This is a genomic window from Actinomadura sp. 1N219 (assembly GCF_044326405.1).
Taxonomy (GTDB): Bacteria; Actinomycetota; Actinomycetes; order Streptosporangiales; family Streptosporangiaceae; genus Spirillospora.
On sequence record NZ_JBIRAY010000001.1, the window covers coordinates 974,709 to 987,148 of the forward strand.

The 12,440-nt window shown below is 71.6% G+C and carries 13 protein-coding genes; 7 read left to right on the forward strand and 6 right to left on the reverse strand.

Annotated elements, in window-relative coordinates; genetic code table 11:
• Window positions 1–33: 33 nt before the first annotated feature.
• Window positions 34–633: a YciI family protein gene (locus ACH35V_RS04450; protein ID WP_395970224.1), complete on the reverse strand. Its 600-nt coding sequence runs from the start codon at window positions 631–633 to the stop codon at window positions 34–36.
• Window positions 634–721: 88 nt separating this feature from the next.
• Between ACH35V_RS04450 and ACH35V_RS04455 the strand changes: the two genes are divergently transcribed.
• Window positions 722–1,084 carry a cupin domain-containing protein gene (locus tag ACH35V_RS04455; protein ID WP_395970225.1) on the forward strand — a complete coding sequence of 121 codons (363 nt, stop codon included), beginning with the start codon at window positions 722–724 and terminating at the stop codon, window positions 1,082–1,084.
• 34 nt (window positions 1,085–1,118) lie between these two features.
• Here ACH35V_RS04455 and ACH35V_RS04460 read toward each other — a convergent pair whose 3' ends face one another.
• Window positions 1,119–1,772: a 1,4-alpha-glucan branching protein gene (locus tag ACH35V_RS04460; protein ID WP_395970226.1), complete on the reverse strand. Its 654-nt coding sequence runs from the start codon at window positions 1,770–1,772 to the stop codon at window positions 1,119–1,121.
• Between the two features lie 83 nt (window positions 1,773–1,855).
• On the opposite strand from ACH35V_RS04460, the gene ACH35V_RS04465 reads away from it, so the two are divergent.
• Window positions 1,856–3,406: a M20/M25/M40 family metallo-hydrolase gene (locus ACH35V_RS04465; RefSeq protein WP_395970227.1), complete on the forward strand. Its 1,551-nt coding sequence runs from the start codon at window positions 1,856–1,858 to the stop codon at window positions 3,404–3,406.
• Between the two features lie 41 nt (window positions 3,407–3,447).
• Here the strand turns inward: ACH35V_RS04465 and ACH35V_RS04470 are convergent, their stop codons facing one another.
• Window positions 3,448–4,239 (reverse strand): TetR/AcrR family transcriptional regulator, encoded by a 792-nt coding sequence (locus tag ACH35V_RS04470; protein ID WP_395970228.1) that lies wholly within the window; start codon window positions 4,237–4,239, stop codon window positions 3,448–3,450.
• A 132-nt stretch (window positions 4,240–4,371) separates the two neighbouring features.
• Here ACH35V_RS04470 and ACH35V_RS04475 point away from each other — a divergent pair, with 132 nt between their 5' ends.
• The 4 genes from ACH35V_RS04475 to ACH35V_RS04490 are packed head-to-tail and all read left to right on the forward strand — an operon-like array spanning window position 4,372 to window position 8,015.
• Entirely contained in the window at window positions 4,372–5,373 is a 1,002-nt protein-coding gene (locus ACH35V_RS04475; protein WP_395970229.1) for an ATP-binding cassette domain-containing protein, read from the forward strand.
• On the forward strand, window positions 5,370–6,200 hold the full coding sequence (locus tag ACH35V_RS04480) for an ABC transporter permease (protein ID WP_395970230.1): 831 nt from the start codon (window positions 5,370–5,372) through the stop codon (window positions 6,198–6,200). The genes ACH35V_RS04475 and ACH35V_RS04480 overlap by 4 nt, the downstream gene beginning before the upstream one ends.
• A gap of 56 nt (window positions 6,201–6,256) precedes the next feature.
• Window positions 6,257–7,360 carry an adenosine deaminase gene (locus ACH35V_RS04485; protein WP_395970231.1) on the forward strand — a complete coding sequence of 368 codons (1,104 nt, stop codon included), beginning with the start codon at window positions 6,257–6,259 and terminating at the stop codon, window positions 7,358–7,360.
• A 7-nt stretch (window positions 7,361–7,367) separates the two neighbouring features.
• Window positions 7,368–8,015, forward strand: a complete 648-nt coding sequence (locus ACH35V_RS04490; protein ID WP_395970232.1) for a PH domain-containing protein — start codon at window positions 7,368–7,370, stop codon at window positions 8,013–8,015.
• Here the strand turns inward: ACH35V_RS04490 and ACH35V_RS04495 are convergent.
• Genes ACH35V_RS04495 through ACH35V_RS04505 form a run of 3 tightly spaced genes read right to left on the reverse strand, consistent with a single transcriptional unit; the run spans window position 8,008 to window position 10,925 of the window.
• A complete protein-coding gene (locus ACH35V_RS04495; RefSeq protein WP_395970233.1) occupies window positions 8,008–9,645 on the reverse strand; it encodes a phospho-sugar mutase in 1,638 nt (545 codons plus the stop codon). The two genes, ACH35V_RS04490 and ACH35V_RS04495, sit on opposite strands and share 8 nt — an antisense overlap.
• Window positions 9,642–10,442 carry a purine-nucleoside phosphorylase gene (locus tag ACH35V_RS04500; protein ID WP_395970234.1) on the reverse strand — a complete coding sequence of 267 codons (801 nt, stop codon included), beginning with the start codon at window positions 10,440–10,442 and terminating at the stop codon, window positions 9,642–9,644. Before ACH35V_RS04500 ends, ACH35V_RS04495 begins: the two co-directional genes overlap by 4 nt.
• A gap of 30 nt (window positions 10,443–10,472) precedes the next feature.
• Window positions 10,473–10,925 (reverse strand): gamma-glutamylcyclotransferase, encoded by a 453-nt coding sequence (locus tag ACH35V_RS04505; RefSeq protein ID WP_395970235.1) that lies wholly within the window; start codon window positions 10,923–10,925, stop codon window positions 10,473–10,475.
• Window positions 10,926–11,050: 125 nt separating this feature from the next.
• Between ACH35V_RS04505 and ACH35V_RS04510 the strand changes: the two genes are divergently transcribed.
• Window positions 11,051–12,436, forward strand: a complete 1,386-nt coding sequence (locus tag ACH35V_RS04510; RefSeq protein WP_395970236.1) for an NAD(P)H-quinone dehydrogenase — start codon at window positions 11,051–11,053, stop codon at window positions 12,434–12,436.
• Window positions 12,437–12,440: the final 4 nt, after the last annotated feature.

Consider the following 12,440-nt stretch of genomic DNA (forward strand, 5'->3'; position numbering starts at 1 on the left):
TACGTCGCGGGACGGCCGGCCGTTACACCGAGATCACCTGCGGCCGCCGAATTCCCAGGGGTGGATCTCGACGTTCTCGTACAGGCCGCTCCGGGCGTAGGGCTCGTCCGCCATCAGGGACTCGGCGGCGGCTCGGTCCGGCAGTTCGACCAGCAGGGCGGTGCCCGCCCATTCGGCGCCGTCCTCGGAGAAGAGCGGGCCGTAGGCGATGAGGCGTTCGCGGTAGCCGCGGTCGAGGTATTCGTGGTGCGCCTCGTCCAGCGAATCGCGGGACGCGGCCGTTCCCGGCTTGGCCTGAGCGAGGATCAGGAACCGCTGGTATCCGGCGATCGCCCCGGTGAATTGCCACATCGTGCGGCCCAGGACGTTCCGCCAGCGGCGGACGAGGACCTCCCGGTAAACACCGGCCCGGTAGTTGGGCTCGTCGAACGCGAACTCGCGCGCGGCCGCCGGATCGGGCAGACCGACGATGTGCAGGCTGCCGGTCGCCGTCATGCCGTCCGGCGTGAGCGTGGGGCCGCGCGCGATCAGCGTCTCGGCGTAGCGGTCCATGAACGTCCAGTGGGCTTCGACCAGCTCCGAACGCAGTGCCGCGCTCCCCGGCCGGTCACGGCAGTAGAAGAAATACTCCACGTCGCCTCTTCATATCGGGTGTTCGGATGCCTTGACGCAGGTCAGGGCCGGTGCAAGCGTGGAACTGATGGTGAAAGGGGGACCCATCATGCTGGAGATCAAGAGCATCGACAAACCGGACGACCGGCGCGACATGTCCAAGGGGCACCTCGAACTCGTCAACCTGTCCGGGCTGGTGTTCGGCAAGGCGACGTTCGAGCCCGGGTGGCGCTGGACGGAGTCCGTCAAGGAGATCGCGGGCACCGACCTCTGCGAAGTGCACCACAACGGCTACATCGTCCAAGGACGGATGCGCATTCGCACGAAGGACGGCGCCGAAGGGGAGGTCGGTCCCGGCGACGTGTTCGTCGTGACGCCCGGCCATGACGCGTGGGTCGTCGGGGACGAGCCGTGCGTCGCGTTCGACTTCGGCGGCGGCATCGGCGAATACGCCAAGGCCGACGCCCACTGACCAAGGACTGCCAGGCCGACGAAAAATGCCGGGGTCAAACGGCTAGGACGGCGAAGGGCCCGCGGCTCTGGCCGCCGTCCGGTGATCGCCACTCGGCGGTGACGGAGCCCAGAGCGTCGCCCGTCCCGGGCTGATCCTCGCGGAGAACGCGCACGACCCGGATGGTCAGCGGGCCGCGAGGCTTGGTCTCCACCGTGATGTCGGTGCCGTGCCGGGCGTCCTCGACGGACGCCAGCGCGACCAGCGCCGAGGCCCCGTCGCCGGTGAAGTCGCTGACGACGGACGGGTCAGGGGTGTCGCTCTGGTTCTGGTGCTGCGGCTCGGCACGGCCCTGGAGGAGCGCGAGGAGCTGCCCGACGGCGACCGGGTCGCGGGTGGCGTCGTACACCCAGCGCCGTCCCAGCACACCGTGCTCGGACGTGCCGATGAGGGCCCGGTCGGCCCCGTCGAGCGGCGCGCCGCGGTAGCTGACCGGCACGTGGTAGGCGACGGGGGCGCCGCCGGACGTGTCCGTGACCACCATGAACTCGATCCCGACCGCGCCCTCCGGGTCGTCGAGCCGGAACCCCCCGGATTTGGACAGGACGGGCGCGTCCGGCGAGCCCGCGTACCACGGCCGCGCGGGCAGCCATGCCGCGAGCAGCTCCAGCTTGCCGGGCGTCATCGTGGTCTCGTGGATGAAAGCCATATCGCAATTGTCCACACCCGGGCGGGGCGATGACTGTCGCCTCTGGTCCTGGACACCGCCGCGATACGGAGAAAGATCGATGCGTGGCCATTAACGCATCCCCCGCCGACAACACGTCCCCCGCCGGCACCGCATCGCAGGCCAGCAGCGCATCGCAGGCCAGCAGCGCATCGCAGGCCGGCGCCGCATCGCAGGCCGAGGCGACGCCGACCACCGCCAGCCGCAGGACGTTCCTCTCCCTGTCGACTGCGGCGGCCGCCGCCGTCACCGCGACGGGCGCCGGCGCCGCGCTGACCGCCGCGCCCGCGGCGGCGAAGGAGCGCGGCTGGCCGGACGGTCCCGGCAAGCCCGTCGCCGACCAGCGCCCGGACGCCGAGCTGCGCGCGCTGCTGCGCGAGATCGACCAGGACCGCGTCGAGGCGAACGTCCGGAAGCTGGTGAGCTTCGGCACCCGGCACACGCTGTCCGTCCAGGACGATCCGGAGCGCGGCATCGGAGCCGCCCGCGACTGGATCCTCGCGGAGATGAAGAGCTATGCCGCCGCGTCCGGCGGCCGGATGACCGCCGAGCTGCAGTCGTACGTCCAGGAGCCGGGGCCGCGCATCCCGACGGCGACCCGCATCACCAACGTGGTCGCGACGCTGCGCGGCTCGGCGACCCCCGACCGGATCTACGTGGTGTCCGGCCACTACGACTCGCGGGTCACCGACGTCATGAACGCCACCGCGGACGCGCCCGGGGCCGACGACGACGCGTCCGGCGTGGCGGTCGTCATGGAGCTGGCCAGGGTGATGGCGAAGCGGCGTCCCGAGGCCACCCTCGTCTTCACCGCCGTGGCGGGCGAGGAGCAGGGCCTGTACGGGGCCAGATACCAGGCGAAGCAGTACAGGACGGCTAGCGCGGACGTGCAGGGGATGTTCACCAACGACATCGTGGGCAGCAGCACCGCCGACGACGGCACCCGCGACCCCCGTTCGCTGCGCCTGTTCGCCGAGGGCGTGCCGACCGCCGAGTCCCCGGGCGAGGGCGACGTGCGGCGCTCGGTCGGCGGCGAGAACGACTCCCCGTCCCGGCAGCTCGCCCGGTTCGTCTCGTCCGTCGCCGACAACGACGCGACCGGCATGCACGTCCGGACGATCTACCGCCGCGACCGCTACCTGCGCGGCGGCGACCACATCGGCTACCTGGAGCAGGACTACCCCGCCGCCCGCTTCACCGAGCCGCACGAGGACTTCGCCCACCAGCACCAGGACGTCCGCGTCGAGGACGGCAAGCAGTACGGCGACCTGCCCGAGTTCTGCGACTTCGCGTACATCGCCCGCGTCGCCAAGGTGAACGCCGCCGCGCTGTGGTCGCTCGCCCAGGCGCCCGGGACGCCGAAGAACGCCCGCGTCCGCACCAGCGCGCTCACCAACGACACCGACCTCGTCTGGGACCGCGGCGCCGAGCCGGACCTCGCCGGGTACGAGGTCGTGTGGCGGGAGACGACCAGCCCCGACTGGACGCACGTCATCCCCGTCGGGAACGTCACCGAGGTCCGGATCGACCTGTCCAAGGACAACGCGTTCTTCGGCGTCCGCGCCGTCGACCGCGACGGCCACCGCAGCCCGGTCGCGTTCCCCGTCCCGGGCTGACCGGCCTTACCTTGCGGGCGCGTCACGACCTTGCGGGCGCGTCACGCGGGCGCGTCCAGGACGGGGGCGAAACCGTCGTGGATGCGGGCCAGGCCGAACTCGAAGAGCTGCTCGTAGGAGAAGTCGAAGGTCTTGTCGTCCAGGCTGGCCATGGTCGGGAAGGCTCCGCTGTTCAGGGCGCTCTCCAGGGTCGGTCCCTGCTCCTGCCAGAACTCCTCGCTGCTGACGCCCGTCCGCGCCACGGCCCGGAGCTCGTTGATGTGGCTGCGCGCGACGCCGTTCACGTAGTCGTACTGGACGCCGACCATCATCATCAGCGTCCGGTCGTCGGTCCCGAAGCGGCGCAACTGGCCGAGGAGCTGGTCCAGCCCGCGCAGTGAGTTCGGGCCGAGGAGCGGACGGCTCTGGTCCACGAACGGGTACCAGGGATGGTCCAGGCAGAGCCGCCAGTGGCCGCGGGCGTCGGCCAGGAGGATCTCGCGCCAGCCGAGGCCGTCGTCCGCGCGCTCCGGCTCGTCGTCCGCGCACTCCGGCTCGTCGTCGCCGGAGGCCTCGATGACGCGGTCGAGCATGAGGTCGAGCAGCTCGCTCTTGCCCGGGACGTACCGGTACAGCGTCATCGTGCCGACGCCCAGATGGGTCGCGACGCGGCGCATCGACAGCGCCTCGATCCCCTCTTTGAGGGCGAGCTCGTCGGCGACCTCGACGGCCGCCGCGACGATCCGGTCGAGGCTGAGCCCGGGCGGGCGGCCGCGCGGCGGCCGGGTCCGGTCACCCCACAGCAGCTTCAGGCTGCGTCCGAGATCGCGGTCGTCGCCGTGCTCCGTTGCCATCGTCCGTCCTGCTCTTCCCATGTCCGGCGCCGCCCGCCGGCGTTCGGGACACGACGCTATCGCGTGGCCCGGCTGGACTTTGGGTATAGTGTACGCTAATTTGCGTAGGGTATACGCGATATGGGAGGCGGCATGCCGGAGAACGCGATCCTCGCCGAGGGGGTCCGCAAGATCTACGGAGCGAAACGGGCACTGGACGGCTTCGACCTGGCCGTGCCGAGCGGCATGGTCTACGGCCTGCTCGGCCCGAACGGGGCCGGGAAGACCACCGCCGTGCGCATCCTGACCACGCTCGTCCGGCTGGACGGCGGCCGCGCCGAGGTCGCCGGGCTGGACGTCGCCACGCGCCCCCGGCAGGTGCGCCGCCGGATCGGGCTGGCGGGCCAGCACGCGGCGGTGGACGAGGTCCTGACCGGACGGCAGAACCTGCGCATGTTCGGCCGCCTGTTCCACCTGGGCAAGAAGCGCGCCGCCGAACGCGCCGAAGAGCTGCTGGAGCGCTTCGACCTGCTCGACGCCGCCGACAAGGGCCTCAAGGAGTACAGCGGCGGGATGCGCCGCCGCCTCGACCTCGCGGCCAGCATGATCTTCGCGCCGGACGTCCTGTTCCTGGACGAGCCGACCACCGGCCTCGACCCGCGCGGCCGCAACGAGGTCTGGGACTCCGTCCGGTCGCTCGTCGCGCAGGGCACGACCGTCCTGCTGACCACGCAGTACCTGGACGAAGCCGACCAGCTCGCCGACCGGATCGCCGTCCTCGACCGGGGCAAGGTCATCGCGGACGGCCCGCCCGAGTCGCTGAAGCGGCTGATCGGCGGCGACCGGATCGAGGTCGTGGTCAGCGACGTCGCGAACCTGTCCGCCGCGGCGGCGGTCGTCGCCCGCGTCGCGTCCGCCGAACCGGAGACCGACCCGGCGGCGGCGCGGGTGCACGCGCCCGTCACCGAACGGGTCGCCGCCCTGACCGAGGTCGCCCGCACCCTCCAGGACGACGGCATCGGCGTCGAGGACATCGGGCTGCGCCGCCCCACCCTCGACGAGGTGTTCCTCCGCCTCACCGGCCACCGCGCCGAGACCGGCGACGACGCCCCGAAGAAGGACGCCCCGAAGAAGAAGGAGAAGGTGAAGGCGTGAACGTCCAGGCCAAGACCGCCGACGACGACGCGCTCGGCACGCGGCTCTACTGGGCGGCGGCCGACTGCTGGACGATCGTCCTGCGCGGCCTGACCCACTACGTCCGGCAGCCGAGCAACATCGCCTGGCAGCTCGGGTTCCCGATCGTCTCCGTCCTGCTGTTCGGGTACGTGTTCGGCAGCGCGATGTCCGTCCCCGGCGGCGGCGACTACCAGGAGTTCCTCATGCCGGGCATGTTCGGCATGACGATGGCGATGGGCTTCATGAACACCGCGTACGTCGTCGTGTACGACAGCGCCCGCGGCGTCACCGACCGGTTCCGGTCGATGCCGATGTCGCCGTCCGCCGTCGTCACCGGACGCGGCGTCGGCGACCTGATCGGCGCGTCCCTCGACCTCGTCGTCCTCGCGCTGACCGCGCTGGCGATCGGCTGGCGCTCCAGCGGCGGCGTGCTCGACACCCTCGCCGCCTTCGGGCTCCTCCTGCTGCTGCGCTTCGCGCTGATCTGGATCGGCGTCCTGCTGGGCCTCCTGGTGCCCAACGAGGAGGCCGCCGGAAGCCTGTTCGCGGTCGCGTTCCCGTTCGCGATGATCTCCAGCGCGTTCGTGGCGCCGTCCCTGATGCCGGACTGGCTGGGCACGATCGCGATGTGGAACCCGGTCTCCGCCACCGTGACCGCGTGCCGCGAGCTGTTCGGCAACCCGGCCGCCGTCGGCGACACCTGGATCGAGCAGCACGCCATGATGATGGCGCTCGTCTGGCCGATCGTCCTCACGGCGATCTTCCTCCCGCTCGCCGTCCGCCGCTACCAGCGCCTCAGCCGCTGACCCTCCGCACGCCGCGAACCCGACCGTCCCCGGGCCGGGGGCGGTAGGTTCGTGGAATGAATGTTCGGCCGGGGCTTGAGGACGTTCGGCGGGCGCCGAAGGTGTTGCTGCATGACCATCTGGACGGTGGGGTGCGGTCCGGGACCGTCGTGGATCTGGCGCGGGAGTCCGGGTACACGGAGCTGCCGACCACGGACGCCGACAACCTTCGGGCGTGGTTCGAGGAGTCGGCGAACTCGGGGTCGCTGGAGCGGTACCTGGAGACGTTCTCGCACACCGTCGGGGTGATGCAGTCCGTCGAGGCGCTGACGCGGGTCGCCTACGAGTGCGCGGAAGATCTGGCGAAGGACGGCGTCGTCTACGCGGAGGTCCGGTACGCGCCGGAGCAGCATCTGCGCGGCGGGCTGTCGCTGGAGCAGGTCGTCGAGGCCGTGCTGGACGGGTTCGCGCGAGGCGGACGCGAGCACGGGATCCGGGTCGGGACGCTCGTCACCGCGATGCGGCACCAGGCGCGATCGATGGAGATCGCGGAGCTGGCCGTCCGGTACCGGGGCGCGGGCGTCGTCGGGTTCGACATCGCGGGCGCCGAGGCCGGGTACCCGCCGACCAGGCATCTGGACGCGTTCGAGTACCTGCAGCGGGAGAACGCGCACTTCACCATCCACGCGGGCGAGGGGTTCGGGCTGCCGTCGATCTGGCAGGCGATCCAGTGGTGCGGCGCGGACCGGCTCGGCCACGGGGTGCGGATCATCGACGACATCGAGGTGGACGGCCCTGCCGCCGATGGGGAGCCCAGGCTCGGGCGGCTCGCCGACTATGTCCGGGACAAGCGGATCCCGCTGGAGATGTGCCCCACGTCCAACATCCAGACGGGCGCGGCGAAGTCGATCGCGGAGCATCCGATCGGGCTGCTGCGGCGGCTGAGCTTCCGCGTCACCGTGAACACCGACAACCGGCTGATGAGCGGGACGACGCTGTCGAACGAGTTCGCGAAGCTCGTGGAGGCGTTCGATTACGGCTGGGACGATCTGCAATGGTTCACGGTGAACGCGATGAAGTCGGCGTTCGCGCCGTTCACCGAGCGGCTCGAACTGATCAACGGGGTGATCAAGCCCGGTTTCGCGCAGCTCAAGTGGAGCGGCGCCCGGCCCCTGGCATGATCGAGCCATGGTGACCATTCGTTCCACCGGCGGCCGGGTCGCGGCGTACGCGTGGCTGGCGTTCGCCGCGCTCAACCTCGCCGACCTGCTGTTCGGCATCACCGGCGACGCGAGCTACACGCCGTTGACGTTCGGCATCGGCGTGCTGCTGCTGCTCGGCAGCGGGGTCGCGTACGCGGTCGGGCTGCGGCCCGCGATCATCGGGGACGACGACGCCGTCACGATCCGGAACCCGCTGCGGGACGTCCGCGCGCCGTGGGCCGCGGTCCGGCGGATCGAGGGCACGAACGCCGTGACGGTGCGGTTCACCGGCCCGGACGGCGCGGAGCTGGAGTCGCGGGCCTGGGTGCACCAGACGTCGCCGCGCGCGCAGGCGAAGGCGGAGGCGCGGGCCCGGAAGGAAGCGACCAAGCAGCAGGAGTTCGACCTGCGGGGACGGACGCCCGCCGCGTACGCGGCGCAGCAGCTGAACGAGATCCGCGACCGGCAGCGTCCGAGGACGAAGTCGGGCGCGCCGGACCGCGCCGCCGCCGCGAAGGAGGCGGCGGACGAGTCGGCCAAAGGGACGGTGACGTGGTCGGTTCCGGCGCTGGCGTCGCTGGGCGTCCCGCTGGCGCTGCTGGTCGTGGTCGTCATCGTGGCGGCGGTCAGCTGAGGGCCGCGGAGACGGCTTCGCGGAGGGCGTCCAGTTCGGTGGCGGCGCGTGCGCGGGCCGTCGCGATGTCGCCGTCGACGGGTTGGACGACTTCCAGGTAGCACTTGAGCTTGGGTTCGGTCCCGGACGGGCGGATGACGATGCGTGCGCCTCCGGCTAGGCGGAGTCGCAGGCCGTCGGTGGGGGGCAGGCCGTCCGTCCCGGCGTGGAGCAGGTCGTCGATAGATTCGACCGGGTGTCCGGCCAGGTTGGTGGGGGGTGTGGCGCGGAGGCGGGTCATTGTGGTGGTGGTCTGGGAGGGGTCGTGCATGCGGATGGAGAGTTGTGCGGTGGTGTGCAGGCCGTATCGGCGGGCTTGGTCGTCGAGGAGGTCGGGGAGGGTGTGGCCGTTGTGGCGGGCTTGGGCGGCGAGGGCGGCGATGGCGAGGGCGGCGGTGATGCCGTCTTTGTCGTTGACCAGGACGCCGTGGTCGTCGCCGACGCTGTAGCCGAGGGCCTCCTCGTAGCCGAACACCAGCCGGTCGGACGGGCCGCCGGCGCGCATGATCCATTTGAAGCCGGTGAGGGATTCGGCGAACCGGACGCCGTGCGCGGCGGCGATGGAGCGCAGCAGTGACGACGACACGATGGTGGTGGCGATGAGGCGGTCGTGGCCGGTGGTGTGGCGCAGGATGTGTTCGGCGAGCAGCCCGCCGACCTCGTCCCCGGTCAGCACCCGCCAGCCCCCGTCGCCGTCCGGAACGGCCACAGCGCAGCGGTCGGCGTCGGGGTCGTTGGCGATCACCAGGTCGGCTCCCCGCTCCCGCGCCAGCGCGAGGGCCAGGTCGAGCGCGCCGGGTTCTTCGGGGTTGGGAAAGGCGACGGTCGGGAAATCGGGGTCGGGTTCGCCCTGCTCAGCGACGACGGCGGGGGCGGAGAACCCGGCACGGTCGAACGCCGCGAGCAGGACGTCGCGGCCGACGCCGTGCAGGGGCGTGTAGACGATCGACAGGCTCGGGTCGGGGGAGCCGAGGTGCAGGGACGACACCGCGTCCAGGTAGAGGTCTGCGTTTTGGTGGACGGGCCGGCCGGTGCCCAGCGGCAGGTCGTCCACGCGGCCGACGGCGTCGATCGCGGCGGAGATCTGCGCGTCGGTGGGCGGGACGATCTGCGCCCCGTCGGCCCAGTACACCTTGTAGCCGTTGTCGCGGGGCGGATTGTGGCTGGCCGTCACCATCACCCCCGCCACCACGTCCCCATGAGCACGGGTGAAATGGGCCAGGACGGGGGTGGGGACCGGGTCGGTGAACACCTCGGGCCGCAACCCGGCCCCGGCCAGCACGGCTGCGGTGTCCTGCGCGAACTGCCGTGAGCCGTGCCGGGCGTCGAACCCGACGATCACCCGGCCGCCCGGCGGCAGGCAGGCGGCGAGCCCGGCGGCGGCGCGCATGACCGTGACCCGGTTCATCCGGTTCGGCCCGGCGCCCAGTTCGCCGCGCAGCCCGGCCGTGCCGAACTCCAGCCGGGCGCCGAACCGGTCGGCCAGGGCCTGGTCGTCGCCGTCGTCCAGGATGGCGCGGAGTTCGGCGCGGGTGGCGGGGTCGGGGTCCTGGGCGAGCCACTCCTGGGCGGCGCGGCGCAGATCGTTCACAGCTTGGCCAGCAGGGTGGCCAGCAGTGCGCCGATCCGGCCGGCGGACGCGCGGCCGGCGGCCAGGACCTCCTCGTGGTCGAGGGGCTCACCGGCCAGCCCGGCGGCGATGTTGGTGACCAGGGAGATCCCCAGCACGTCCGCGCCGCCCCGCCGGGCCTCGATGGTCTCCAGGACGGTCGACATGCCGATCAGGTCCGCGCCCAGCGTGCGCAGCATCCGGATCTCGGCGGGCGTCTCATACGTCGGGCCCCGCAACGCCGCGTACACCCCCTCCGACAACGTCGGATCGACCTCCTTGGCCAGGGTCCGGAGCCGCCCGGAGTAGGCCTCGGTCAGGTCCAGGAAACTCGGGCCGGTCAGCGGGTTCGCGCCGGACAGGTTCAGATGGTCGGAGATCAGCACCGGCTCCCCGACCCGCTGATGCTCGGGCCGCAGACCGCCCGCCGCGTTGGTGAGCACCACCGTCGCGACTCCGGCCGCGAGCGCCGTCCGGACCGGATGCACGACCGCGTCCACGCCGTGCCCCTCATACAGGTGCGTCCGGCCCAGGAACACCAAAGCGCGGCGCCCGGCGACCTCCACCACCCGCACCCGTCCCGCATGCCCCTCCGCCGCCGGAGGCGCAAACCCCGGCAACTCCGTGACCAGCACATCCGTAGACGGCGAGCCGAGCGCGTCGGCCGCCGGGACCCAGCCAGAACCCATCACCAAAGCGACATCGAAAGAGTCCACGGACGCGCGAGCGCGCAACTCGTCCGCAGCAGCCCGCGCCAGCGCAAAAGCGTCGTTGCTCACGCCGCCGACACTACCGGCGCGGATCGACGGCTAGTCGCCCAGGGACGTGCACGGACGGGTCCGCAGGTCCTTCACGTAGTCGTCGGGCGCGCCCGCCTTCTCCGCCGCGTCCGCGAGGATGCCGAGGTAGCGCGCGGACGGGAGCCCGCCCTCGTAGTCGTCCAGGACGTACATCCAGCACAGCACGTCGCCGTCCAGCGTCTGCACCCGCACCCTGATCTTGCGGTAGACGTCGAGCGCCGCGCCCTCCCAGGCGTCGAGCTCCTTCTCGTCCCAGGCGGGCACGTCGTAGTAGACGACGAAGACCTGCTCGGAATCGTCCTCGACGACGGTCGCGAGGGCGCCGTCCCAGCCCTTGTCCTGCCCGCCGAAGGTCAGCCGCCAGCCGGCCAGCCAGCCGGTGCCGCGCATGGGCGAGTGCGGAGCCCGGCTCGCCATCTGGTCGGGATCCATGTTGGAGGCGTACGCCGCGTACAGTGCCACGTTGGCCAAGGTTACGCCACATGCCCTTACGGGCCGGGAGGAAGGCCGTATCGGCATCGGCGTGCTCCGTGAAACCGGTCCACGACGGGACTTTTCATCGCCGTGAGTAGGAAACAATGGAAGATGTGACCCGAATCGTGATCATCGGAGGAGGGCCGGGGGGCTACGAGGCCGCGCTGGTCGCGGCGCAGCTCGGCGCCGACGTGACCGTCGTCGAACGGGACGGCCCCGGCGGCGCGTGCGTGCTCACCGACTGCGTGCCGTCCAAGACGCTCATCGCCACCTCGACCCGCATCGCGGTGATGTCGGAGTCGGAGGGCCTCGGCGTGCGCTTCAACGGCGGCCCGGACGGCATCGTCGGCGCGCTGGAAGCCGACATGACCACCGTCAACAAGCGCGTGAAGGACCTCGCGCGCGCCCAGTCGTTCGACGTCGCCGAGCGGCTCGCCTACGAAGAGGTCAAGATCGTCCGGGGTGAGGCGCGGCTGGTGGAGCCGCATGTGGTCGCGGTCGGCGACCGGCGGATCCACGCCGACAACGTGCTGATCGCGACGGGCGCGACGCCGCGCGTCCTGCCCGGCGCGGAGCCGGACGGCGAGCGCATCCTGAACTGGCGCCAGCTCTACGACCTGCCGGAACTGCCCGAGGACCTGATCGTCGTCGGGTCCGGCGTGACGGGCGCCGAGTTCGCCGGGGCGTACCTGTCGCTCGGGTCGAAGGTGACGCTGGTGTCGTCGCGCGACCGGATCCTGCCGACGGAGGACGCCGACGCCGCGGCCGTCCTGCAAGAGGTGTTCCTGCGGCGCGGGATGAACGTCATGTCGCGGTCCAGGGCCGCGACCGTGGAGCGGTCGGGGAACGGCGTGATCGTTACGCTGGAGGACGGGACGAAGGTCGAGGGCAGCCACTGCCTCATGACCGTCGGGATGATCCCGAACACCGGCGGCATGGGCCTGGAGGACGTCGGCGTCCGCTGCGACCCGCGCGGGTTCGTCGAGGTCGACAAGGTGTCGCGGACGTCGGTCCCGCACATCTACGCGTCCGGCGACTGCACCGGCGTGCTGATGCTGGCGTCGGTCGCCGGGATGCAGGGCCGGATCGCGATGTGGCACGCGCTGGGGGAGGCGGTGCAGCCGCTGAAGCTCGGCTGGGTCGCGTCCAACATCTTCACCGACCCGGAGGTCGCGTCGGTCGGCGTGACGCAGGGGATGGTCGACTCCGGCGACGTCAACGCCCGGACGGTCATGCTGCCGCTGTTCACCAACGCGCGCGCCAAGATGCAGGGCTTCGAGGACGGTTTCGTGAAGCTGTTCTGCCGTCCGGCCACGGGGATCGTGCTCGGCGGCGTCATCGTGGCGCCGCGGGCGAGCGAGCTGATCCTGGGCGTGTCGATGGCCGTCCAGCAGCACCTGACCGTCGACCAGGTGGCGCACACGTTCGCGGTGTACCCGTCGCTGTCGGGCAGCATCACGGAGGCGTCGCGGCGGCTGATGGCCGAGCACGCCTACTAGGCGC